Origin of the sequence: Lysinibacillus agricola (assembly GCF_016638705.1) — a bacterium.
GTDB classification, from domain to species: domain Bacteria; phylum Bacillota; class Bacilli; order Bacillales_A; family Planococcaceae; genus Lysinibacillus; species Lysinibacillus agricola.
Genome location: NZ_CP067341.1, coordinates 1743783 through 1769179, shown reverse-complemented (window position 1 = coordinate 1769179; position 25397 = coordinate 1743783). Strand labels below are relative to the sequence as shown.

The 25397-nt window shown below is 38.3% G+C and carries 27 protein-coding genes; 4 read left to right on the top strand and 23 right to left on the bottom strand.

What is annotated here, in order from left to right; translation table 11 throughout:
- Positions 1–396: 396 nt before the first annotated feature.
- The 6 genes from ndk to folE all read right to left on the bottom strand — a co-directional run bounded on the left by ndk (position 397) and on the right by folE (position 4363).
- A complete protein-coding gene (gene ndk / locus FJQ98_RS08425) occupies positions 397–813 on the bottom strand; it encodes a nucleoside-diphosphate kinase (RefSeq protein ID WP_053593574.1) in 417 nt (138 codons plus the stop codon).
- An 87-nt stretch (positions 814–900) separates the two neighbouring features.
- Positions 901–1875: a heptaprenyl diphosphate synthase component II gene (gene hepT / locus FJQ98_RS08420; protein WP_053593575.1), complete on the bottom strand. Its 975-nt coding sequence runs from the start codon at positions 1873–1875 to the stop codon at positions 901–903.
- A 19-nt stretch (positions 1876–1894) separates the two neighbouring features.
- Positions 1895–2599, bottom strand: a complete 705-nt coding sequence (locus FJQ98_RS08415; protein WP_053593576.1) for a demethylmenaquinone methyltransferase — start codon at positions 2597–2599, stop codon at positions 1895–1897.
- Positions 2600–2614: 15 nt separating this feature from the next.
- Complete coding sequence (locus FJQ98_RS08410) at positions 2615–3382, bottom strand: heptaprenyl diphosphate synthase component 1 (protein ID WP_053593577.1); 768 nt, start codon at positions 3380–3382, stop codon at positions 2615–2617.
- Positions 3383–3511: 129 nt separating this feature from the next.
- Positions 3512–3730 (bottom strand): trp RNA-binding attenuation protein MtrB, encoded by a 219-nt coding sequence (mtrB, locus tag FJQ98_RS08405; RefSeq protein ID WP_053593578.1) that lies wholly within the window; start codon positions 3728–3730, stop codon positions 3512–3514.
- 63 nt (positions 3731–3793) lie between these two features.
- Complete coding sequence (folE, locus tag FJQ98_RS08400; protein WP_053593579.1) at positions 3794–4363, bottom strand: GTP cyclohydrolase I FolE; 570 nt, start codon at positions 4361–4363, stop codon at positions 3794–3796.
- A 243-nt stretch (positions 4364–4606) separates the two neighbouring features.
- On the opposite strand from folE, the gene FJQ98_RS08395 reads away from it, so the two are divergent.
- On the top strand, positions 4607–4783 hold the full coding sequence (locus FJQ98_RS08395) for a hypothetical protein (RefSeq protein WP_158002988.1): 177 nt from the start codon (positions 4607–4609) through the stop codon (positions 4781–4783).
- 292 nt (positions 4784–5075) lie between these two features.
- On the opposite strand, the gene FJQ98_RS08390 is transcribed toward FJQ98_RS08395, so the two are convergent.
- From FJQ98_RS08390 to prsW, 12 genes are all read right to left on the bottom strand, one after another.
- Positions 5076–5348, bottom strand: a complete 273-nt coding sequence (locus FJQ98_RS08390; RefSeq protein WP_004232618.1) for an HU family DNA-binding protein — start codon at positions 5346–5348, stop codon at positions 5076–5078.
- A gap of 201 nt (positions 5349–5549) precedes the next feature.
- Complete coding sequence (gene spoIVA, locus FJQ98_RS08385; RefSeq protein WP_053593581.1) at positions 5550–7028, bottom strand: stage IV sporulation protein A; 1479 nt, start codon at positions 7026–7028, stop codon at positions 5550–5552.
- Between the two features lie 94 nt (positions 7029–7122).
- Complete coding sequence (locus tag FJQ98_RS08380) at positions 7123–7914, bottom strand: hypothetical protein (protein WP_053593582.1); 792 nt, start codon at positions 7912–7914, stop codon at positions 7123–7125.
- A 22-nt stretch (positions 7915–7936) separates the two neighbouring features.
- Complete coding sequence (locus FJQ98_RS08375) at positions 7937–8146, bottom strand: DUF2768 domain-containing protein (protein ID WP_082339885.1); 210 nt, start codon at positions 8144–8146, stop codon at positions 7937–7939.
- 510 nt (positions 8147–8656) lie between these two features.
- Positions 8657–9673 (bottom strand): NAD(P)H-dependent glycerol-3-phosphate dehydrogenase, encoded by a 1017-nt coding sequence (locus FJQ98_RS08370; RefSeq protein ID WP_053593583.1) that lies wholly within the window; start codon positions 9671–9673, stop codon positions 8657–8659.
- A 205-nt stretch (positions 9674–9878) separates the two neighbouring features.
- Positions 9879–11189 carry a ribosome biogenesis GTPase Der gene (gene der / locus FJQ98_RS08365; protein ID WP_053593584.1) on the bottom strand — a complete coding sequence of 437 codons (1311 nt, stop codon included), beginning with the start codon at positions 11187–11189 and terminating at the stop codon, positions 9879–9881.
- A 223-nt stretch (positions 11190–11412) separates the two neighbouring features.
- Entirely contained in the window at positions 11413–12549 is a 1137-nt protein-coding gene (rpsA, locus tag FJQ98_RS08360; RefSeq protein WP_053593585.1) for a 30S ribosomal protein S1, read from the bottom strand.
- Between the two features lie 102 nt (positions 12550–12651).
- A complete protein-coding gene (gene cmk, locus FJQ98_RS08355) occupies positions 12652–13326 on the bottom strand; it encodes a (d)CMP kinase (protein ID WP_053593586.1) in 675 nt (224 codons plus the stop codon).
- Between the two features lie 167 nt (positions 13327–13493).
- Positions 13494–14153 carry a flagellar brake protein gene (locus tag FJQ98_RS08350; RefSeq protein WP_053593587.1) on the bottom strand — a complete coding sequence of 220 codons (660 nt, stop codon included), beginning with the start codon at positions 14151–14153 and terminating at the stop codon, positions 13494–13496.
- Positions 14154–14471: 318 nt separating this feature from the next.
- Entirely contained in the window at positions 14472–15755 is a 1284-nt protein-coding gene (locus FJQ98_RS08345) for a PepSY1/2 domain-containing protein (protein WP_053593588.1), read from the bottom strand.
- Between the two features lie 15 nt (positions 15756–15770).
- Entirely contained in the window at positions 15771–16592 is an 822-nt protein-coding gene (gene sleB / locus FJQ98_RS08340; protein ID WP_201406672.1) for a spore cortex-lytic enzyme, read from the bottom strand.
- A gap of 441 nt (positions 16593–17033) precedes the next feature.
- Positions 17034–17714 carry a glutamic-type intramembrane protease PrsW gene (prsW, locus tag FJQ98_RS08335; RefSeq protein ID WP_053593590.1) on the bottom strand — a complete coding sequence of 227 codons (681 nt, stop codon included), beginning with the start codon at positions 17712–17714 and terminating at the stop codon, positions 17034–17036.
- A gap of 340 nt (positions 17715–18054) precedes the next feature.
- Here prsW and FJQ98_RS08330 point away from each other — a divergent pair, with 340 nt between their 5' ends.
- From FJQ98_RS08330 to FJQ98_RS08325, 3 genes are all read left to right on the top strand, one after another.
- Complete coding sequence (locus FJQ98_RS08330; RefSeq protein WP_053593591.1) at positions 18055–19023, top strand: asparaginase; 969 nt, start codon at positions 18055–18057, stop codon at positions 19021–19023.
- A 256-nt stretch (positions 19024–19279) separates the two neighbouring features.
- Positions 19280–19528: a hypothetical protein gene (locus FJQ98_RS26730; protein ID WP_246494298.1), complete on the top strand. Its 249-nt coding sequence runs from the start codon at positions 19280–19282 to the stop codon at positions 19526–19528.
- Positions 19529–19711: 183 nt separating this feature from the next.
- Positions 19712–20788 carry a transposase gene (locus FJQ98_RS08325; protein ID WP_246494297.1) on the top strand — a complete coding sequence of 359 codons (1077 nt, stop codon included), beginning with the start codon at positions 19712–19714 and terminating at the stop codon, positions 20786–20788.
- Between the two features lie 188 nt (positions 20789–20976).
- Here FJQ98_RS08325 and FJQ98_RS08320 read toward each other — a convergent pair whose 3' ends face one another.
- From FJQ98_RS08320 to FJQ98_RS08300, 5 genes are all read right to left on the bottom strand, one after another.
- Complete coding sequence (locus FJQ98_RS08320; protein WP_143114813.1) at positions 20977–21237, bottom strand: hypothetical protein; 261 nt, start codon at positions 21235–21237, stop codon at positions 20977–20979.
- Entirely contained in the window at positions 21203–21712 is a 510-nt protein-coding gene (locus FJQ98_RS08315; RefSeq protein ID WP_241774571.1) for a glycerol-3-phosphate acyltransferase, read from the bottom strand. Before FJQ98_RS08315 ends, FJQ98_RS08320 begins: the two co-directional genes overlap by 35 nt.
- 577 nt (positions 21713–22289) lie before the next feature.
- Positions 22290–23255 carry a YpdA family putative bacillithiol disulfide reductase gene (locus tag FJQ98_RS08310; RefSeq protein ID WP_053595110.1) on the bottom strand — a complete coding sequence of 322 codons (966 nt, stop codon included), beginning with the start codon at positions 23253–23255 and terminating at the stop codon, positions 22290–22292.
- 293 nt (positions 23256–23548) lie between these two features.
- Positions 23549–24304: a metallophosphoesterase gene (locus FJQ98_RS08305; protein ID WP_053595109.1), complete on the bottom strand. Its 756-nt coding sequence runs from the start codon at positions 24302–24304 to the stop codon at positions 23549–23551.
- 159 nt (positions 24305–24463) lie between these two features.
- A complete protein-coding gene (locus tag FJQ98_RS08300) occupies positions 24464–25264 on the bottom strand; it encodes a LysM peptidoglycan-binding domain-containing protein (RefSeq protein WP_053595108.1) in 801 nt (266 codons plus the stop codon).
- Positions 25265–25397: the final 133 nt, after the last annotated feature.

Genomic DNA, 25397 nt, shown 5'->3' with positions numbered 1-25397 from the left:
TCTGTCAATTCTCACATTCACTATCATCCATCACGTTAAAGTGTATTTGGATGTTATGAAATATATTCCCGATTATTAAACTATTGAAAAACTTTAATTATCAGAATATTATATCATTTATTTTACATGAATAAGAAGTATTTAACAATTCTATATGTATCTAGAAAATTCTATCCATTTCTATCTTTCAGCTCGGGGAATCTATCTGTAGCTTTAAGCGGCTATCCATACTTAATAATCCTATCCATCGCTTTATTAAATCTATCCACCACTTCGAAGGTTCTTTCTGTAGCTTCAATTCAAAACAAATAAAAAAAGCAATCTCAAATTGAATTGAGATTGCTTAATCTATTTACAAAATCAATTATGCCGAGGCATAATTGGTGCTGATAGAAATTAAACTAAATCTTCACCGAAGAATAAGCCGATTTCACGCTCAGCAGAAGCAAGTGAGTCAGAACCGTGAATGATGTTGTGAGAAACAGTTGTTGCATAGTCACCACGGATTGTACCTGGGTTAGATTCTTCAGGTTTAGTTGCTCCCATCATTGTACGAGCAAGCTTAATTACGTTTTCGCCTTCCCAAACCATAGCGAATACAGGACCAGAAGTGATGAAATCAACTAATTCACCAAAGAATGGACGCTCAGCATGCTCAGCATAGTGCTTTTCTGCTAATTCTGTAGGAATTACCATTAATTTAGCACCTTTCAATACAAAACCGCGACGTTCAAAACGATCTACGATGTCTCCTACTACTTGACGTTTTACGCCATCAGGCTTAACCATTAAAAAAGTTTGTTCGATTGCCATGTTTAAATACACTCCTTAAATTCGTATAACAGGTTTTACACCTACCGATAAATATTAACAAAAAATGAGCCTTTGTACAACAAAAAGCTAGAATTTACGCTTGCCCATAAATAAAGCGACATCACGTAGTTTTTTCTTAACGGGATGTTTTGGTAATGCATCTATTTCCTGTAATGCCTTTTTCAAATATTTATCACTCATTTTATTAGCTTGCTCAATTGCGTCAGATTTACGCACATACTGCAACATATTTTGACGTTCTGTTTCCGTCAATGTACCTGCAAATACTTTTACTAAATAAGGTTGCATCTCTGGGTCATCTTTTAATAATAAAATCGGTAATGTAATATTGCCCTGCAATAAATCACTGCCTGCTGGCTTTCCTAGTTCTTTATCAGTTGCCATAATATCTAAAACATCATCGATAATTTGGAAGCTCATGCCAACAAAGTAACCGAAGCGTTTCAAATGTCTCACTGTTTTGGGATCAACGCCTGCTGCTACTGCACCAAGCTCACAACTAGAAGAAATCAGCAATGCCGTTTTTCGTTTGATTCGTCTAAAATAATCCTTTAAACCCTGATCTAGTCTAAATTTATCTTCAATTTGAATGACTTCACCGTTACAAATTTCCACCATTGTACGTGCTAAAATTTGATGAACTAATGGGTCTTCAAGCTTTGTAATATATTCAAGTGCACGTGCAAAAATAAAATCGCCCGTGTACATTGCTACTCTATTATTCCATTGTGATTTGACTGTCGGGCGTCCTCTTCGCATATTGGAATCATCAATTACATCATCATGCACAAGTGATGCCATATGAATAAGCTCTACAGGCACGGCTACATCCTTCATCTTTTCGATATCATATTCGCCAAATTTCGCGCCAAGCAACACAAAAATTGGCCGTATCCGTTTACCACCAGCTTGCAATAAATGGAGAGAAGCATCATTGATCAGATCTGAAGAAGAGTTCACCGCTTTTTCTAACTCTTGTTCAATGATATCGATATCTGATTTCAAATCGGAATAGAGTAGTTTTAACTTCATCTTTTCCACGTGTGAAAACCTTCCCCCATTAACGTACCTTTTTAAAGCCCATATGCATTGCCGCAGCACCGCCACTGTATGCTTTGTACGTTACTTTTTCTAAACCTGCCTGTTCAAACATTGCCGCTAATTTCTTCATACCTGGGAAATCATTTGCTGATTCCTGTAGCCAAGAATATTCTTTAAAGCTTTTAGCAAATATTTTACCAAATATCGGCATTATAAATTTAAAATAAAAACGGAATAGTTGTCGATAGCCGGGAATTTCAGATTGAGATGTTTCTAAACAAACAACCATTCCACCTGGTTTTACAACACGATTCATTTCCTTTAATACTTGTAAATAATCTGGTACATTGCGAAGACCAAAACCAATCGTTACATAATCAAATGTATTGTCCGGGAAAGGTAATTCCATAGCATTTCCATGTATTAGTTCAATCTGTGGATATGGCTTTACCTTTTGCTCGCCAACCTCCAGCATGTTTTTACTGAAGTCTAGCCCCTTTACTTCTCCGCCTTCACCAACCGCATCAGCTAAGGCAATTGTCCAATCTGCCGTACCACAGCAAACATCCAGTGCCTTCGCTCCAGGTTTTACTGCCATGCGCTTCATCGTATCATCGCGCCAGCCAACATGCATCTGGAAACTAATAACACCATTCATTTTGTCATAGCTTTGCGAAATACTTTCAAATACTTCGTGCACGTGCTCTTCTTTCGTTTTAGCCATTTTGAAAAACCTCTCTTATCCATTAGTAGAAGCAATGGATGCCTCTACACGTGCTTGTAGAGCCTGTTTCACATCACTTTGTAAAAACGATGCATCTCCTATCATCTGTAACAGCTCTGTTTTTAATTGCACAATTTTGTCCTGGATGACGTTGCTATAGGTCGCTCCAGCATATCTCGCACTTTCTTCAAGGGCTTTACTCATTAAAGATACTTGCCCACGTTGATATGTCGCCCATTCTCTCTCTAAACGCAAAATTAATAAGCTCTTCTCCATAATTGGAACATATTCGCTAAATGAATAGAGCTCAAAAAATTTAGAGATTAATCCTGATTCAATATTACTTATTGAGGCAAACCATTGTTCAATTGATCGTTTTTTTGTCTCATATACTTTAATTTGGTGTTCACAACGTGCCACAATCCCTTGCGACAAGTTTCGAATCAATGCGACATTTCCTGACATTGCTAAAATTTCATAATAACGGCCACTATAAAAGTCTCCAGCTAAAACGGTTAGCTGCTGTTCTTTTGATGTGGCATTTAATTCTTCTATATGATCGTGCGCCGATAAGGCTGCGTACACAATCCCAACAGTGATTGCAGCTTCTCTTTGCTTTTGTTGCCACTCTTCACCATTCAAAAAGGGAACTAACAAGTAAAATAATTGATTTTCATCGAGCACAGGTACCCCTGTGTATTTTTGCAAAGTTCTATGACGAACATCCATGAAAATCTCTGTTTTTAACTGTGCAATTGAATTTTGAATGTATGTTGCATTCATAGACCTTACTCCATTTCACTTTCAAATACGTTAGTCGCTTTCATGATCTAACGCTTGCTTACTGTGTCATTATAGCACACGCGACGATTCGGAATAAAAATTTTCAGCTTCATTCAACATGATAGGCCCTTACTTTTTAGCTTCGCTATTTATAACACCATGAGCTGTATGAATCTGTGCTTTTCCGCGAATTTTCATAGCAGATGTATGTTCAGTAAATTGAGCAATCATAACTTCGCCCGCATCTAATTTTTCAGAATGATGGAACTTTGTATCAGTACCTCGCGTTAAACCAATTACATGTACGCCATCTTCCTCTGCTTGAATAATAATATAATCTTGTGCCATTATCTGTACACTCCTTAAATCCGACAAATTCTTAGTCCATCATAACATAATTAGACATGCAATTTAAGACATTTGAATAAATGATAATACTTCTCTACGTTTTACTTCATCTTCTTCGTAAATACCACGTGCAACCGATGTCACAGTTTTAGATCCCGGCTTCTTAAGTCCTCGCATAGTCATGCACATATGCTCCGCCTCAATCACAACATAAACACCTTTAGGAGAGAGCATTTCCATAATTGTATTTGCTACTGAAGAAGTAATACGCTCTTGTAATTGCGGACGACGAGCAATGGTTTCTACTGCACGTCCTAATTTACTTAGTCCAGCAACAATGCCATCGTTTGGTATGTAGGCTACATGAGCTTTCCCGTAAAAAGGTACTAGATGATGCTCACACATCGAATAAAACGGAATGTCCTTTACAAGTACTAATTCCTCATGATCTTCATGAAATACTGTTTTAAAATAATCTTTTGCGTCTTCATGTAAGCCACTAAACATTTCCGCATACATTTTTGCTACACGTTTCGGTGTATCGAGTAAACCTTCACGATTTACATCTTCACCTACCGCCTCTAAAATCATTTTTACTGCTTCCTCTATTTTCAATAAATCAACATTCGACATCCGTAAAAACCCTCCTGCGTATCAATACATTACACATTTCCTTATGCATCGTAGCATATCCAAAAGGTAAGCGCAAAACGACTTACTTGATTCAAAAGAAATTCAACGCTATATGAGCAAAATAGCCCTTAACGCTTTCTAATTTGGAGCATATTTTATAAATTTTGGCTATCACCATAACGTCAGGTTGATTTCCGTTCCGGCTGGGCGCTTTCCTAGGGGCGTCGGGGCAACAGATGTCTTTTGCGCGAAAGCGAAGCGGCAGCGGCAGGATGTCTTTTGCGCAAAAGCGAAGCGGCAGCGGCAAATGTTTTCTGTGCGAAAGCGCAGTGCAACGTAGCGGCAGCGACAGATGTTTTTTTGCGCGAAAGCGAAGCGGCAGCAGGATGTTGGTCACGAAGGCGTTATCACATGACGTGATGCTTTTAGCCTTCATTCCCCTACCCGCTTCGCTACGCTCCAAGGAGTCGCCCAACCTCCACTCCCATCAACTAAATATATGGCATAAGTTTAAACAAATTATATCCTAACTTTTAGTGATGGACCTCAATTGTGCATATGATATCTATAATGCATACACTTACGTTTATTGTATCTTTCTATGTACCATTAACTTCTTTAGCTATCTGCGCGACTTTTCAGAATGAAGTTAAAAAGAGCAGCCTTCATGTTATAAACATGAAGACTGCTCTATGTAACTACTAGACGTGTATTATTTTACAGCATCTTTAAGCGCTTTACCTGGTTTGAAAGCAGGTACCTTGCTAGCAGCGATTTCGATTTCTTTACCAGTTTGTGGGTTACGACCTTTACGAGCCGCACGTTCACGTACTTCAAAGTTACCAAAACCAATTAATTGTACTTTGTCACCCTTTGCAAGAGCATCTTGAATTGTATCAAATACAGCTTCAACTGCTTTAGAAGCGTCTTTTTTAGAAAGACCTGCAGCTTCAGCAACAGAGTTTACTAATTCTGTTTTATTCACACCATTCACCTCCTCTCAAAGGATCATGAACCAATTCTGTAAAAAGATTAACACATAGAAAACCGCTACGCAACTGTATTCATTCATGATTATAACCAAAAAATCAATTTTTCACCCAAAAAACAAAAATAACAGGACTTTTCGCATAAAAAAACGAAAAGCCCTGTGATATTTTTTTGCGCTTTATTTTTCATTTTTTCACTACAAAATAAATGTTACTAATCCTCTATCACCTTCGTTCACCATACGTTCAATTGTTTGTCGCATCCGTTTTTTGGCTGTAGATGGAACAGCATCCATTTTATAGCGAATTCCTTCTTTTAACACTTCATGCAGCGGAGTTCCAAAAAGCTGTGTGCTCCATAATGCGTCACGATCGTGTAAATAAGCATGATTTAAATCCTTAAGTAATTGTTGACTATGGAATTCAGAGCCTATTAGTGGCGCGAATTCTGATTCCATATCTACTCGAATGATATGATAAGATGGTGCCTTTGCCTTCATACGCACACCATAAAAATTATTTTGTTTAATGAGCTCTGGTGCTGTTGGCTCAAATTCCTGCATCATCGGCAGTGTTACACCATAACCAGTCGAATCTGCTTCATTAATGGCGTTTTTAAAGCGTTTTTGCGCCTCTTTTGCTTCTGCTGCCTCTTTAATAAAGAGTAGCCAATCTCGCTTCGTCTCAATTGGCTCTTCTAGCCATTCATTGCAAACCGACTTATAAAGCTCATCTTGCAATGACACTCGAATGACTGCTGTACCAACACCAGCATCCACATGTACCACTTCACTCTGATCAATAAAATCAATAACTTTAAAGGCATCTGACGCCTGTTGCACATCTCTAATTTTCATAATAGATGATAATACTTCTTCCATCGAATCAATTAGTGCTACGTTCAATGGATGTGTTGCATCTAAAACATCTAACCAATCTGGTTTCTCAACCTCAATTGTTCGAATTGGAAATTCAAATAATGCTTCTTGCAAAATATACTGAATATCGGATGCGCGCATTTGATCAATTGAAGTAGCAATTACTGGCACATTATAGCGCTCAAATAGCTCATTTCGAAGCTGTACCGTTTCTTCCCTCGCAGGCATTTGGCAATTTAAGACAACAACAAAAGGTTTTCCAATTTCAGTTAATTGTTCAACAATTTCCTCTTCGGCCTTCTCTGCCGCACGACGACTTATACCATTCACCGTGCCATCCGTTGTTACAACAATTCCAATATTGGCATGGTCACGAATAACTTTATCAGTGCCTATTTTCGCCGCTTCTTGGAATGGGATAGGCTCTGTGTGCCAAGGTGTATGGACATATTTCGGCCCATTTTCATCCTCATATCCTTTCGCACCTTCAATGATATACCCAACGCAATCTGCTAAACGAATTTGGAATGACATTTCATCATCCCCGACCGCAATACGTGTTGCTTGAGCAGGCACAAACTTCGGCTCAGCAGTCATAATGTTTGGCCCCGGCGAGCTTTGTGGCAACTCGTCTTGTGCGCGCATTCTTTCTGTTTCATCCACAATATTCGGTAACACGACCGATTCCATAACCTTTTTTACAAATGTTGATTTACCTACACGTACTGGACCGACAACACCAATATAAACATCGCCATTTGTGCGCTCTGCAATTTCTCTAAATACTGCTTCACTCAAGGTTTCTGCCTCCTTTATCTACGCTTTTTCACTATATGCGAGCGGGTAGATTAATATGAAAAAAAGCCCCTTACAAATGTAAGGAGCTTATTGACTACTCTTTTTTAGTTTTGGCTTCAGATTCTTGAATTGCTTTGTCTCTAGCTTTTTCTCTCGCTTTTTTTGCGTCACTATTATAAGCGTCCATAAAATAAATTGGCTCACCTTTTTCATCTACTGTATATGGTACAGAATATGCTGGTACTACTGGATATTTATCGACAAGTAGCTGACGAATATCATCTCCAGGCTTCACATCAGGCTTGTCTTCTTTTAGTAGTTGACCTAAATCAATTAAATAGTCGACATGCATCTCGCCATCACCTGTCATAAACATTGGCAATTCGGCACCAGAATAGGGACTTTTCACGGTTACATCTGTTTTATAGCCCAATTCTTCAAAGTTAATTTGAAATACATTCTCTGAAGTTTCACCCTTTATCGGTAAATATTGGGTAGACATTTTACGAATATTAATTTCACGGATACGCTCTGCAGCATTTAAATCTACTAATTTTACTTTAGCTTCATTTTCAGGATCCCAAATAATATATTGGAAAATCCCGCCTTTTTCATAGGCATTTCCAGGTATTTGTGTAAGATATTTAGGCATTAGTTTTTCAAAATCAATTAAATATTTTATATAGATATCTGTATCTAGCTCACTATTTTTAATTGGAACTAGCCCACCAGTTGCTTCACGATATTCATCAACCGCACGCTGAACTGCAGCTAATTGGTCAGCATCAGGCACTAATTTTGCCCTTTTTTCGTCTTCTGGATATGCACAACCTACTAGAAGCACTGCGGTTGCTATTACCAAAAGAAAAGCACTTAGTTTTTTCATGTCACTTCCACCTCATTATTTTTTATGGCCATGTGGCAACTATAAGTACCATTAAAAATGTGCCAAGTCCAAACAGTATGTATGCAAATAAATTCACGATCGTACGTAAAAAACCGTTCGAAACCTTATTACGAGCTAAATAGATTAAACCGACTGATATAATCAAAGAGCCTATACAATAAAATGATATCCACATTACATCAAGCGCGGGCATATGTGATAACGGACCCATTCAAGACAACCACCTTTCTTCAATGTCACAAAACAATCAAAGTATATTATACTATGTGCTTTCGCTAAAAAGAAACAGTTCTCCAATAACTATCAATCAATTATGCCTCGCATAATTGCGTCCGGAATCGGCTTTGTGCTTGCACAAAGAACTCCTTTCCGATTCCGTGACATCCGCCGGAGGCTTTGGGCCAACATGATGTTGGTCACTCAGTCGTTGCCACAGGACGTGGCGTTCTTAGACTGAGTTCCTCTATTTCAGCAGGTGTTTGGACACCCGCTGAAAAGTAGCTTAAATCCGCATCATATCACCCACCTATAGAGGTAGGAGACTTCTGTATCTGTCGCTTCGCTTTCGGTACAAAAGACATTTGCTGAAAGCAGTTAAATGGACAACCTTTATAACGTTATGGATTCTTCAAACTAAAAACATACAATAAGGCGTCTCAGTTATACTCTGAGACACCCTATTTATGTCCGTTTTATGACAGAACTAATCAAATATATATTATTAGTACATCATGTCATCAATTTCTCGCTTTTTCATACGCATCATTAATGCATCAACAGCTATTTTTGGTTCTACATTATTAAATAGAACACTATAAAGCTCCGTTGAAATTGGCATAGCAACGTCATATTTCTCTGCTAATTGATAGGCAGCTTTTGTTGTGCGTACACCTTCGACAACCATGCCCATTTGATCAAGCACCTCTGGCAATTTCATACCTTGCCCAAGCAAATTACCTGCGCGCCAATTACGAGAGTGTACGCTTGTACATGTTACAATTAGATCTCCCATGCCTGTAAGTCCAGAGAATGTAAATGGATTTCCTCCCATTTTGACACCAAGGCGTGAAATCTCAGCCAATCCTCGAGTTATAAGTGCCGCTTTGGCATTATCACCATAATTTAAACCGTCTGTAATACCAGCGGCTAACGCAATGACGTTTTTTAACGCGCCACCTATTTCTACGCCGATAACATCTTCATTTGTGTAGACACGGAAAAATTGGTTCATAAATAAATCCTGCACTTTTTCTGCAGCTTCAATGTTTGCACAAGCCGCTGTTACAGTTGTTGGATGATGTAAAACAACTTCCTCTGCATGACTTGGACCTGAAAGTACAACAATTTCTTCTACATATTCAGCTGGTAGACTTTCCGCTAAAATTTCTGAAATCCGTTTTAATGTATCGGGTTCAATTCCCTTTGATACATGAACGAACAGTACTTTTTTATCGAGTGATGTAATCATTTTTTCACATACTTCTCGAATAGCCTTAGTAGGCACCGCAACGACGATTGTCTCTGAATGAGCAACTGCCTCAGCAATATCACTTGTTGCATGCAAATTTGCTGGTAGTATCGTTTCAGGTAAATACTTCCTGTTCGTCTGCTGGTTATTAATTTCTTCAGCTTGATCATTTCGATGGGTCCATAGAAGTGTATCATGCCCATTTTCTGCAAGTACCATCGCAAGTGCTGTCCCCCACGATCCTGCCCCTAATACACAAACTTTTTCCATTTGAAATCCTCCCTTGTTAAGAAAAGACAATTCACCCTTTTTAGCTACGATAAACGCTATAGAAAGACTGATAATGCACTTGAACTCGAGTAACCTTTCAAAGCAACCTTATAGTAGACATTAGAAAATTATACTTTCCTCTCTTGTAAAAAGACGCCACCCAACAATTTTCGTCGGGTTGGCGTTCTGTATGTGTATATTTTTTCTAAGCACGAGCACGGGTAATTAAACGAATTGGCGTTCCTTCAAAATCAAATGTTTCTCGAATACGATTTTCTAAAAATCGTTCATAAGAGAAATGCATTAGCTCTGGCTCATTAACAAACACCACAAAAGTAGGTGGCTGTATCGCAACTTGGGTAGCATAGTAGATGCGAAGACGGCGGCCTTTATCAGTTGGTGCTGGGTTGCGTGCCACTGCATCCTCAATCACTTCATTAAGGATAGATGATTGAATACGCATTGCATGGTTTTCACTTACACGTTGTATAATCGGTAAAATTTGATGTACACGTTGCTTTGTATTGGCCGAAACAAAAATAATTGGTGCATAATCTAAGAATAAGAAATGCTCACGAATTTGTTGTGTAAAGACGTTCATTGTTTTTTCGTCTTTTTCAACAGCATCCCATTTATTAACAACAATAACAATAGCTTTTCCTGCTTCGTGTGCATAGCCTGCAATTTTTTTATCTTGCTCTTGAATGCCTTCTTCTGCATTTAGAACGACTAAAACAACATCAGAGCGTTCAATTGCACGTAATGCACGCAATACAGAGTATTTCTCTGTCGTTTCATACACTTTCCCTTTTTTCCGCATACCTGCAGTATCAATAATGACATACTCCTGATCATCATACTCATAAGGTGTGTCAATAGCATCTCGAGTAGTACCAGCGATGTTACTAACAATAACGCGGTCTTGACCTAAAAATGCATTTACTAATGATGATTTCCCCACATTTGGACGACCGATTAACGAGAATTTAATGACCTCGTCTCCATATTGATTTTCATCCTCATTAGGGAAATGTTTTGCACATTCATCCAATAAATCCCCTAAACCTAAGCCGTGAGAGCCAGAAATTGGCCAAGGCTCGCCAAAACCAAGTGCATAGAAATCATAAATCATCTCGCGCATGTCTGGATTATCAATTTTATTAACTGCTAAAACGACCGGTTTTTTAGTTTTGTATAAAATTTTTGCTACTTGCTCATCAGCAGCTGTTACACCTTCACGACCATTTGTCATAAAGATAATAACGTCCGCTTCATCAATGGCAATTTCTGCTTGTTGACGAATTTGCTCTAAAAACGGCTCGTCCCCAATCTCAATACCACCTGTATCAATAATATTAAAGTCATGTGTTAACCACTCTGCCGAACTATAAATACGGTCACGTGTAACCCCTGGAATATCTTCCACAATCGATACACGTTCCCCAACGATACGATTAAAAATCGTCGACTTACCTACGTTCGGACGACCTACGATGGCTACTACTGGTTTCGTCATCTGTACTTCATCCTTCCAACTTCTTGTCTTTCGCTATTATACACGAAAAATGCCATTATATCATATCATATCCATTAAAGTGCGCGCTATGTATTGTTCTATCCATCACTTTAAGATTTTTTACTTCGTTTCGCCTCTTCTATCTAGCGGTTCGAAGGGCTATCTGTCACCGCCGACTCCATAAAAAAAAACGAGGACACAAACTGTATCCTCGCTTGTCTAGTTATTTAAAATTTTTTAGTTGATCACCAATGACATCACCGAAAGAGAAGCCTGTGTTTTCTTCTGGTAATTCATAGTCGATTACTTCCTCTGCCTCAGGATTTTCAAGTAAATCTTTAATGCTTAGTGCTAAGCGACCTTCTTTAGCATTTACGTCAAGTACTTTCACCTGTACCTCTTGTCCTTCTTTCAAAGCTTCGTGTGGCGTGTTAATATGCTTATGCGCGATTTGCGAAATATGCACTAAACCTTCTACACCTGGGAAAACTTCCACAAATGCTCCGAATGAAGTAAGACGTTTTACTTTTCCATCTAACACTGTACCTTTAGCAGCACGCTCTTCAATGTTTGACCAAGGTCCAGGCATCGTCTCCTTAATGGATAACGAAATACGCTCATTTTCTGGGTCTACAGAAAGAACCTTTACCTTCACCTCTTGGCCTTCTGATAAAACCTCGCTCACATCACTCACATGTTCATGAGACACTTGTGAAATATGCACCAGGCCATCAATACCACCAAGATCGATGAATGCACCAAATGATGCAATACGCTGTACTTTACCGTCTAACACATCGCCAGTTTTAATTTGGCCAATGACCGTTTTCTTTTGCGAAGCTTTTTCGGCTTCCACTACAGCGCGATGTGATAAAATTAAACGATTTTTATCTTTATCAAGCTCGACAATTTTAAAACTAAGAGATTTGCCTTTATAACCTTCAAAATCATCTACAAAGTAGTCTTCTACAAGGGATGCTGGAACGAAGCCACGTACTCCTAAATCTACGACAAGACCACCTTTAACAATATCTTTTACTTCCGCTTCGAAAACTTCCTCAGCGTTGAATTGTTGCTCAAGTGTATCCCATGCTTTTAAAGCATCTACTTTACGTTTTGATAATACATAGTTTTCTTCTTCAACCTTTGTAATCATCAACTCCAACTCATCTCCAACAGAGATTACGTCAGACGCTTTTTCAATGTGTAAGCTTGATAATTCACTTATTGGTACAATACCGTCGAATGGTGCACCTGGAATTGAAACAGTTACCGCTTTTTCATCAACTTGCTCTGCAATACCTTTGACGATATCACCTTCGTTAAACGTTTGTTCTGCATAGTTCATTTCTTCAGACATATGTAACCCTCCTTCGCATCTTCCCTTACTATTTTATTCGATATTGAAGACAAAGACAAAAATAAATCCTTTAAATTCAAAAAATGTCTGAAATTTTAGGATTTATACCATTTTTTCTTGCGCTAATTTTAAAATGGCCTGTGCTGCACCATCAATTGACAATGCTGTCGTATCTAAAAATATGGCTTCTTCTGCTTGAATTAGTGGCGATGCTTCACGCTCGCTATCCATTTTATCGCGCAGGGCAATTTCTTCTTGAAGCTTTTCAATAGAAGATTCAATTCCACGCTTTTGATTGTCTAAAAAGCGACGTCTTGCTCGCTCCTCTACTGTTGCAGACATATAGATTTTTAGCTCCGCATTCTTTAACACATGCGTAGCAATATCGCGCCCATCCATAACAACACCACCATTAGTAGCAAGCTTTTGTTGCTGTGTTACTAATAGTTCGCGCACTTTAGCATGAGCCGCTACTTGTGAAACAGATGAAGTTACCTCATTTGAACGAATTTCTGCCGACACGTTGTTCCCGTCCAAAAAGACAAGTTGCCCTTGAGGAGAAGGCTTTAATTCAATTTTGCTAGATGCTAGCATTTCTGCTAATTTTGTTTCATCATCTAAATGTATGTTTTGTTGCATTGCTTTATACGTAACTGCACGATACATTGCACCTGTGTCGATATAAGTGAATCCAAGCGCCTCTGCAACAATTTTGGCGATCGTACTTTTCCCAGCGCCAGCAGGTCCATCAATCGCTATTTGAATGTTTTTCTTCATATTCTCCCCTACTTTCTATCACACCATATTGTATCATAAAAAAGCCCTCTTTTAGCAGAGGGCTTTCTTAAAATCAAATTACTACTCGATTTGAAGGTGTGTAAACTCCCTGCAAAAATTCATAGAAATTTGCCACTCACCAATAGAGTTGGGAAGACTTTAAAAAATCAATCATCAAAAGGATTCAATTCTTTACGACGATTAACTAACTGACGTTCAAAGCAGAAGCGAACAATATGCTGTTGGTCTACATCATCTGTATCTGTGAGCTGTATAGTTGCAATTTTTTTGTTATCTTTTTCAACTATACGAACAACCGTCGCATCTGTGACAACGTATTTTACATCCCCATTGGCATATGGTAAAACGATTGTTAACTTAACCTCATCACCATCTTTGAAAGCAATTGCCCCTTTCAAGAACACGGCCAAACCACCTGCGCTAATATCTGTTGTTACTAGCTGATATTTGTAATCCTTAAACTGTATTGCTATATCCACAGGCGTTTCCACACGTACATATTCACGGCGTTGGATTTTGATAAAGTCTTCTACCTTTGGACAGTGCAACATAACCATAGGTATATTGCCAGCTTTACGTCCAATCACTTCTGTATTGAAAGCAAATGATTGGTTGTCCTCCGTGCGAAAAGTTGCTCTAAATTCAGAACCATCTATTAAAAATGCTGTTTTATTTGTTGCAATATTTATTGGATAATCGATGTAAATAATATTGTCTTTTTGTTCTACAACTTTACAGCGGAATTTTTCAATACGCTCTGTATAAGTTGGTTCAAGTTCTAATTGTGTACCAATTTTTATTTCCATGAGCATCTCCCCGAACACAAATATACCTTTATTATCGCATGAGATACCCATTTTGGCTATATGAACTGGTGATTTTTTGGCTCATCACCATAACGTGTGATTGATTTCCGTTTCGACAGGGCGCACGATGAGCCGCTTGGGCGGTCACGAAAGCTTGATCACAGGACGTGATGCTTTTAAAGCCTTCGTTTTTCTATTGCACTCGCTCCAGTGTCTCATCTGTGACGCTGATCCCCGGATGAGTCGCACAGCCTTCACTCCTATCAACTTATATACACGTTTTATGTCCTCTAGTGATGAGCCAGTTTTTTTCTTAGATTACGTTAAATATTCCACTTTTAAGACATTATGATTTTCAGCGTCAATGACAATTCTAAATGTTTCCTGCGTGTTTCCATCGCGGAGCGCAATCACCTCATAACAAAGGCGTTGCTCATATTGTCCGTTATCAGTATAAATATTTCTCACTTCTTCTACTTTTACATCATTATCGAAAAATGTTTTCCAATCAATTGGTTTTGCAGTTTGTGGTTTAATCGTCTCTTCTTGAATATATTCCATTGCATTTGCCCCAAGTAACTCACCAGTATCCTTAGCAAGTTTTAGTTGCACGCCATCTGCATAGATCAACGCATTATCACCAGGGTGAACACGTGCAAATGTCACATGCCATGCTTGATGGTTTTCACGAGATTCCACAAATGCAACATCATTCATTCCAAGTCGTTTTAAATTTTCTTCAGCTTTTTTAATAATTTCATCTTGTGATAGCCTTGCCTCATCCACTGGACGTTCCACTAAATAGGATAATAAATGCCCACCCTTTTCTGTTAGATCGACATACCCTAAACGAATACCTTGATGGAATTGGATATGATAAAACGGATATGGTGAAGTATCATTACTTTTCGTAACAGTAAAGGTTGCGTCTTTTATAATAGGGAATAAATATTTAACCTTTTCCAATGCTTCTTTTTCAGTAATGACTGAATCTTGTAATGCTTTAAGTTCTATTTTTTTCTGCCAATCCGATTCACTTAATGTAAGTGGGAAATCCTTTTCACTGTAACCCTTTAATGTCTTTTGTACATTATCAAATGTTGTACTTGGGGCCTTACTATCTACTTGTTGCAACCAGACGTCCATTTTACCATCATTCTTATAAAAATCGACGGTTGCAGCTGACCATTCGTCTGAAAGTGATTGTAAATTTGTGGATACTTGTGGCATTTTTTCTCGCCAAGCTTGATAATCTCCTGTTTTAGCTGTTCTCTTCGCCTCATCTCCAAGGCGACCTAAATAACCTAGCCATTGATTCGAGAGTTCTTGTCCGACAGGAATATTAGATATAGAAGATCGAACTTCAGAGCTTAGTCGCCAAACAGAATCTAACTCATTGTGAATCGCTTGATCATCTCGGAACAATAGAGATTGTGAAACAGATCGTTGTAAATGAGATAATTTTTCAGATGCATCCGTTAATGTATCTGTGTACTGAGCTAGCACAGTACGTTGTAAACTTGCATTTTCTCCGTGCATATGAATGCTGTATGCCCCTAAGCCAATAACTGCCGCGGTAAGTATAACGAGCATAGTTCTCATTTGTTTTCCTCCTTTCTATGAACAGAAAATATGTTCTCCAATTCGTTTAATTTGAGGTCGTGACCAAATCCACTTACTTGTTGCTGTTTTCGGATTAAAATAATAAAGTGCATTTTCTGAAGGGTCCCAGCCATTCATAGCGTCCAGAACGGCTTCTTTTGCACGTTGGTTTGGTTCTAGCCAAATTTGCCCATCCGCTACCGCTGTAAAAGCTAATGGTTGGAAAATAATGCCTGAAATAGTGTTTGGGAATTCAGAACTTTCCAGACGGTTTAAAATAACAGCCGCTACTGCTACCTGACCCTCATAAGGTTCTCCCCTAGCCTCACCATAAACCGCATTCGCGATTAACTGTAAATCTTTGTCAGTATACTTAGGAGGAACTTGTGTTTTGGTGCCATTATTATTACTACTACCACTACTTTTACCTCCACCACCTCCGCCGCCAGTGTTTGTTCTCACTTGCTGCTCAAGTGGCATGCCACCATAATAGGTAAATTGATTGCCTGCATTTAATTGAGCTTTAACCCATCCTTCATCGTAATCTGAATATCCAGATAAAGTTTTTTTGTTTTTAGCGCCGGCTATCCCATCCACTGGTAAACCATATTTCTCTTGGAAATTTCGTAAAGCCCAATATGTGTTATAGCCAAACGTGCCATCAATTTTACTTTTATAAAATCCTAAGAATTGTAGCCTTGCCTGCAATTCAATTACATCATCTCCATAAGCACCACGAGAAATCTGTTGCTCGGTAAATGCAATGGCGTCATTTTGCGGAATAGCAAATAGACTAATCCCTAGCATCAAAGCAAAAATTATGCTTACTAAACGCATTATCATCACTCCTTTTTCCATAGCTTGAAACAAACGACTCATTTTATACATATCAATTTTGCCGAGGCAAAATTGCGTCCGGAATCGGCTTTGTGCTTAGGCCTGCGTGACGCAGGTCAGTTAGCCGTTATCGCATGGATGCGATGATCTTAGGCTAACATCCTATGTGAACTCCTTTCCGATTCCGTGACATCCGCCAAAGGCTTTGGGCCAACACGATGTTGGTCACTCAGTCGTTGCCACAGGACGTGGCGTTCTTAGACTGAGTTCCTCTATTTCAGCAGGTGTTTGGACACCCACTGAAAAGTAACTTAAATCCGCATTCATCTCACCACCTATAGAGGTGGAAGATTTCTGTAGCTGACGCTTTGCTTTCGCTACAAAAGACATTTGCTGAAAGAAGTTAAAAAATAGAAAAGCGCAGAAATCTTTTTTAGATTTCTACGCTTTATATTTTTTATTCATATGCAAATGTTGCACAAGGTGATAGTGAGCAAGTTTGACTTTTCGTAGCCCAAACCACCACAAAAATAGCATAAAAGGTATCATTAAATATACCCAGTAGCCTTTGAATGATAAAATTGTATTATATAGTATGTGTAATACTACCGGTGCACAAAGCGCCATAGCAATCATTTCTTTCGTCTTTGCGAACTTCGAAAATTTGGCACGTCCATAATAATAGCCCATTACAACACCGAACAAAGCATGACTTGATACAGGTAATAAAGCTCGCATAAATGCAGTATCCAAACCGAATGAAAATAAGTAAAGAACATTTTCGATTGTGGCAAAACCAAGAGATATACTTGCACCATACAGTATGCCATCATAAGGATCATCGAATTCTACATGATTGTAAATAGCGATTAAAAGAACAAACCATTTAAAAAATTCTTCAACTACACTAGAAAAAACAACATCTTGTAGATAAAGATATCGAAAGACCCCTTCCTCTGTTAGTACATATTGTAAGAACAAGATAGGAAACGTTAAAAATGCGCCATACAAAAACGTTTGAAGTAAGGTTCTTCTTGGCTCCGTTGCCATCTGATTGCGCAAATAGAAGTAACTAAAAAGCGCTAGACCGGGAGCAATGGCAGCTGATAATAAGATGATCATGATGCCGGCTCCTTTCAAAAATCAATTTCGCCTTGACATAATTATTCTCAGATTTCAAATTATGTTAGGATAATGCAAAATCCATAACATCCTCTGAGGCTTTAGACCAACATAAAGTTGCACTTTGGCGTTTTCACAGGATGTGAAATTCATAGTCTGAGTTCCTCTTTCTCTGTCGGTTATTGGAAACTCACTAAAAAATACATTCGTATATCTTAGTCGGAAAACTTTTGCGACATTAATCGTTCTTTTTCGACAAAAAATATCAGTTGTATAAAGATAAACTGCTATTATTATACCATGTAATGACATAAAACTTTTTAAAAGGAGATATTATTTTATGAAAAAAACAATTTTATTAATTCATACCGGTGGAACAATATCTATGGCAATGAGTGATGAAGGCGCCGTTATGCCAAACAAGGAAAATCCTTTGATGAAGGAAAGCAGAAAGCTCGACGCTCTTGCAACGATTATTGAAATGGAAGCTTTTAACCTTCCCTCACCACATATTACACCAAAAGAAATGCTTAAGTTACGAAACCTTATTATCGAAAAAGTTTCAGCAGAGCAAATCGATGGCGTTGTAATCACCCATGGTACTGATACATTAGAAGAAACAGCTTATTTTTTAGAATTAACAACTGATTTATCGATTCCTATTGTCTTAACGGGTGCGATGCGCTCCTCCAACGAACTTGGTGCAGATGGTATTTATAATTTAATGGAAGCCGTTCGTGTAGCTGTGGATGAAGAAGCTCGTGAAAAAGGTGTGCTTGTAGTTATGAATGACGAGGTACATCTTGCTGTTAATACAACAAAAACAAGCACCAGCTCTGTAAATACCTTCCAATCACCACAGTATGGCCCGATTGGACTTATCACTAAATCAAGAATTTTGTTTCATCATGCCCCCATCCGTCGTCAATATGTAGATATTCTTGGATTACCAAAACGAGTGGCCATGCTGAAAGTGTATGCTGGCATGGAGGTTGATTTACTTGATGTGGTACTCGCATGCAAATATGATGGCGTTGTGTTAGAAGGACTTGGACAAGGCAATGTTCCTCCGACAGTCGTAAAGGGTATTGAGAGTCTTTTAGAGCGTGATATACCTGTTATACTCGTATCCCGTTGTTTTAATGGCATCGCAGAAGGTGTCTACGGCTATGTTGGTGGTGGTAAGATGCTGGAAGACTTAGGAGCTATATTTGCAACTGGTATAAATGGTCAAAAAGCGCGATTAAAATTATTAATTGGGCTCAACAAAACAGGTACTCCACTTGATTTAAAGGAATTTTTCATGTAAAACCAATGTATTCAATTTTCCTAGTAGCTTATGCATCCACAACCTGTTGATACTAGCTCAAAATTTCTCGGAGTCGAACGATAGCTTTCTCAAAATCCGGCTGAATAACAGAAAGCTGAATAAAGTCTTTCTCACAGAAGTGAGCTTCAGGAAGCCCACTTCTTCAGAGGTGGGAGGAATGAAGTGCTTTTTCTTTATAGAACATATGTTTATATTGTATATTGTAAACAATCAAAAAAGAAAGGAGTGACGGGTAATGACGAAATGGAAGAAAGATTGTTTTATTATAGAACTCAAGTTACTTATAGATACATGGCAAAAGGATCTCTTATTAAAACGTTTTGAAATTGCCCGTACACTCTATAATACAACTTTGTCTTATGCAGTAAAACAATATACGTTCATGCAAGAATCAAAACACTATCGAAAACAATTACATAGCTATCAAAAAGCGAAAAAAACGAATGATTCAAAAAGAATTGAAGCAGATCGCAAAAAGAGTTAGATAACATTCGTCAATCTTTTTGGATTAAGTGAATATCAACTGCATGCGTATATTAAAAAGCATCAACATAACTATAAAAAACATATAGATAGCAATACTTCTCAGAAAATCGCCTCTACTGTCTGGAAAGCGGTTCAAGATGTTCTATTTAAAGGGAGCAAAGCACACTTTAAACGGTACGGAATGTTTCATTCTGTAGAAGGGAAATCTAATAAAGCAGGCATTCGATTTAAAGAGAATAGTGTCTTTTGGAATGGATTAATCCTTCCTGTTCGTATTCGCAAACAAGATTTGTTTGTAAAAGAGTCCCTTGCTCTTCATACCATTAAATACTGTCGTCTAGTCAAAAAAGTGATTCGTGGAAAACATACTTTTTACGTACAACTTGTGATGGATGGGATTCCTCCTGCCAAGAGAATTCCATCTACAGGAGCCTTTCGACATTCCTATCAAAAACAAAAACGAGTAGGTATTGACATTGGTCCTTCTACCATTGCGATTGTTTCAGAAGAAACGGTTTTCATCCAACAACTTGCTCCAGAAGTACCTTTATTGGAGAAACAAAAAAGACGTTTATTACGCAAGTTGGATAGAAGTCGTAGAAGTACCAATCCTAACAATTTCAAAAAGGATGGGACTATAAAACATGGCGTCAAACTCCGTTGGACATATAGTAAAAACTATCAAAAAACAAAAGAACAAGTAAAAGAATTATATAGAAAGAAAGCTTCCTACATCAAAGAAAAACATGGTGCGTTAGCAAATAAAATTTTGTCTCTTGGCGATGAGGTGTACATCGAAACCATGCATTTTAAAGGATTGGCAAAACGCGCAAAAGAAACAAAAACAACTATACAGGGCAAAATCCAATCTAAAAAGCGTTTTGGAAAAAGCATTGGGAATCATGCCCCAGCCATGCTAGTGGAAATCATCCATCAAAAATTAGGTTACACAAAGCAAACGATACAGAAAGTAAATACGATAACCTTCCGAGCCAGTCAGTATAACCATGTGACGAATCGTTATGAAAAGAAAAAACTCCATCAACGTTGGAGTCAAATTGGAAGTCATCTCGTACAACGAGATTTATATAGTGCGTTTTTACTGATGAATAGTGATACAAATTTACAGCAACCTAATCAAGACTTATGCAATAAAACGTTTACTACCTTTTTAGAGTTACACAATCAACATATAGAAGACTTGAAACAAGTAAAGAAAACATTCCCTCTTAGCATGGGTATCCAACAAATCAAGTGAGGGGTATTCCTCCGTAGGTAGAGCTACCTGCCTTCGTTAAAACTTATTGCCAACACAACATCGGTTGTGTAAATAAGAAAGTCTTATGGAACAGAGGATAAATCAAAGATGTTGTACACAGGACATGGCAACACCATCTGTGGAGAGCTTTGTAACGCTTCTATTAAGTATATAAGAACCCCACTGCTTTAGCTGTGGGAGTAGTCAGGTAAATAGCTACTATCTCCATGAACAAATAGTCCATTTAATGTTAAATTCATATGTAAATTGGACAGAGACTTCGGATATTTTAATGTTATTAACATTGGATAATGTGTTGTTGAAAGTCTATAGTGCATGAACGGAAGCTGCAGTAGAGTATTAAAGCGCTGCTGTAGCAGTTCATAGCGTGCAGGATATGCCTGTAATGCCGCTTCAACATTTCCAACAAGTACTAAACGGAATAGCACCTTGCTGGTAATGAGCTAAATCGAGATATGCAGGCAATGTTGCGGAAGATTTCACAATGTTTTGCGAAAAAACAAAAGCCAAGCCACTATAAAGTGCACCAACAGCTTTTCCACTCACAACGGTCGAACTAAGGGTAATAGCTGTTCCTAAAACCATCATTAAAAATAAACTTGGTGATAATGCTAGACCTACACCAATAAAAGTTGCTACCCCTTTTCCACCATTAAACTTAAGCCAAACCGGAAACAAATGACCGAGCATAACTAAACAAGCACCTAGAACTATTGCCCATTCTTCGAAATGCCATAAACGCCCTAACCCTACAACGAGCGCCCCCTTTAAAGAATCCCCTAAAAAAGTCCATATAAAAGCACCTTTTCCAATAACACTACCAGCGTTTCGAGCCCCTAAGTTTTTACTTCTCTCTTCCTGTAAATTAACACCATACGCTTTTCCAACGAAATATGCCGTCATAAAATTCCCTATTATATAACTAAGCATCCAGTAAAATCCAAGCGTTCTTTCACACCTTTTTTACAAAAATTATAGCTCATCACCTTAACGTGGGGTTGATTTCCGTTTCGACTGGGTGCTTTACTAGGGGCGCCCGATGAGCCGTTTGGGACAACTAGGTGTTGTTTGTGCGTAAGCGGAGGGCTGCAACTAGTTATTGGGTACGAAGGCGTTATCACAGGATTTGATGTTTTTAGCCTTCGTTCCTCTACTATGCTCGCTCCGGGGACTCATCTGTGTCGCTAATCCCAAGGAGCCGACCAGCCTCACTCCAATCGACTTATATATGGCATAAGTTTTAACAAATGTTATCCCTAAGTTTTGGTGGTGATCCGAAATTATGTATTGTTAACATTATTTATGACATTTTTTAATGTCTATTAATCGTTTTGACTTTTTTTATCTGGCACTTTGCCTCTTCTATCCGTCGCTCTCCCTTTTCTATCCGTCGCTCGGCTTTCTCTTTTCGTCGCTCTGCCTTTCTATCCGTCACTTAAAAAAAGCTGTATAAGCTTATATGCCTATACAGCTCCTATTGCTAGTTTGCTCTTTTTGCAATTGTCTTTGCAATACAATCGCCATGGAATCGGCCATTTTCAATAAAAATTTCATTGGCATTATTTCCAGCTGCAATAACTCCTGCAATGAAAAGTCCTTCTACATTTGTTTCCATAGTTTCTGCATTAAAGAAAGGACGACCCGTTTCATAATCAATAGAGACACCCATTGCTCGAATAAATGAATGATCTGGATGATAACCTGTCATCGCAAAAACAAAATCATTTTTTAAAGTTTTCTTGCTACCATCAATTTCTACTACGACCTCATGCTCACGGATTTCCAGTATATTTGTATTGAAATGCATTTGGACTTCTTCATTTCGTACTACTCCTTCAAATTCTGGTAAAACCCATGGCTTGATGCTAGATGAATACTCACTACCACGATAGACAACAGTGACGCGTGCTCCTGCCTTATTCAACTCAAGCGCCGCATCCACTGCCGAATTTTTCCCACCTATTACAAGAACATCCGTATCGAAAAATTCATGTCCCTCTTTAAAGTAATGGAATACTTTCGGTAATTTCTCACCTGGAATGTTTAAATAATTTGGATGGTCATAGTAGCCAGTTGCGATCACTACATAAGATGTTTCATAAACCTCTTTATCTGTCGTTACTGTAAACACTGCTCCATTTTTTACAACGCTATTTACTTTTTCGAAGCGGTTTACTTGAATATCTTTCAAACGCACAACTTCTCGATAATAAACTAGTGCTTGGTTTCGCTTCGGCTTACGTCCTTCAATAATAAAAGGCACTTCACCGATTGCTAAACGTTCACTCGTACTAAAAAAAGTTTGATGCGTAGGATAATTGTAAATCGCATTTACGATATTTCCTTTTTCAATTACAACTGGCTTTAATCCAATATTTTGCAAGGCTATTGCTGCTGCTAAACCACATGGGCCTCCCCCAACAATAATTGCATCTACTTGTTGCATTTCTTGACACTCCTATCAAATTCGTATCAGCATTAATTTGCCAATACTTTACTTTCACTAAAGCGAAACTTTAATCAGTGGGAGCTTTCTTCATCCTCACTGATTATTTGTCTTCATCAATCGGGTTTTTACGGGCAGTTAGTCTCCCACCTAACTTCTTTGCTCTCGTTGAATTTTGAGGTGGGAATCTTGTAGTTGACGATTCGCTTTCAGTACAGATAAATTACTGTCCGTTAATGCGGGATAAATCGATCATCGCTTCCATTATACGCCTTCTATCAAGTTTTGGTTGTTTATTTACCCGAAATTTCAATGTCAATAATATGACATTGTGGTCTCGCACCAAGTCGGAAAGGTAATAATGTCGTACCATAGCCGTTACTTACTAACGTCATCACACCCTCACGCTCCCGATAAGAGCCGTTTGGATGCACTCCGTATGGACCAATTCTAATTTGACCACCGTGTAAATGCCCACCAATCATTAAATCTGCCCTGAATTTAGCACGGACTCTTGCAAAAACACCAGGGTTATGTGCGATGAAAACAACTAAGTCTTTCTCTCCTACCTTTGCAAATGCTTCATCAAAGCTATTTTTCCTTGTAGTTGTGTCTTCAATTGCATTTAGCCAAAAGCGGTTTTTTTTAGGTAGTAATATAGCATCATTGGCAATAATCTGAACACCATGTTCCTGTAAAATATTTCGGAAACGCTCTTCACCTACTTCTCTGTCATTATTACCCCATACAAAATAAGTTGGTCCTAAAGGAGTTAATAATTTTAGGTTGTCATGAATACGCGGAATAGGTGTGCGTCCATCCGCAAAATCTCCACCAATAATAACAGCATCAAATTGACCATCTAATTTCTCAATCATCTGACGGTTAATTTTGCGTAAATGTGTATCCGAAATAAAAAATAGTCGAATCTTTTCTTGTTCACCCTTTAATAACAATTGATGATGTAAAACATTATTTTCATGTGCCACCTTCAACATATAAAGCAGGAACGCGATGACTACTAAAACAAATAGTCCAATATAAATCATTCCCTAACATCTCCTTACGAAAGCAAAAAGACGATTCTTCATTATAACGAATCGTCTTTTCACTAAATCAGACGCACGTCTCACCTTATTTGGTGTTAACGTTTGTCCATTATTTTATACTAGAAAAACATCATTGCCAAAGAATGATACCCGCTTTTCTTATGGTAGCTTAATAACTTGCCCAACTGTTAAAGTATTAGAAGACATACCGTTTGCGGCACGGATTTTTGCTAGTGTTGCTTCACTTCCATCACCGTAGTGATTCAATGCAATACGATATAGATTTTCATTTTGCTTTACAGTATGGGTACTTGCTTTTGCAGCTTGTTTCGCTTCCTCAGCTTTACGTGCTTCTTCGGCTTTGCGCGCTTGGTCAGCTTTTTTCGCCTCTTCCGCTTTTCTTGCCGCCTCAGCTTGTTGTTGCTGTGCTATTCTAGCTTGCTCAGCTTTTTTAGCTTCCTCTGCCTTTCTTGCTTCTTCCACTTTTCTAGCTTCTTCTGCCTTCTTGGCTGTTTCGGCCTTCTTGGCTGCTTCGGCCTTTTTCGTTTCCTCAGCCGCCTTCTGTTCAGCTGTTAACTTTTCAGCGTCTTTCTTGGATTGATCCTTTGCTTTGTCTGCTTTATCGTCTTCTTTATTTTTGTTAGTTGAAGATGCTTCAGCTTTACTTCCTGTTTTGTCAATTTCTACAAAATCTTCAGAGTTTTTTTCTGCCTCTTCAATCGTTTGACCAGGTTCGTAGAATTTCGCAAAATAGATTAATAATGATAATGGAATTAAAATAAAGATTACAAAAAGAATCGTCATTAGTGGCGTTTTTCGTTTTGTATTTTTTGGCTTATTATTGTTGCTTCCATTTTTATTCATTCTTGAAACTCTAGATAAAGCTTGCTGTTCTTCTTGTTCTTCCTCAAAAGATTGACGATGTTCTTCGATTTTATCGCGGTAATCTTCTTTACTCATTCGTCTTTCCTCCAACCTTACTACGCATTCTATCATTCTATTATGACGAATTTTGCGAAAAAAGTAAATGACCGTCAGTTATAGTCTAAAAAGGTTCTTCGTTGCGACTGGGTGCTTTCCTGAGGGCGTTCAG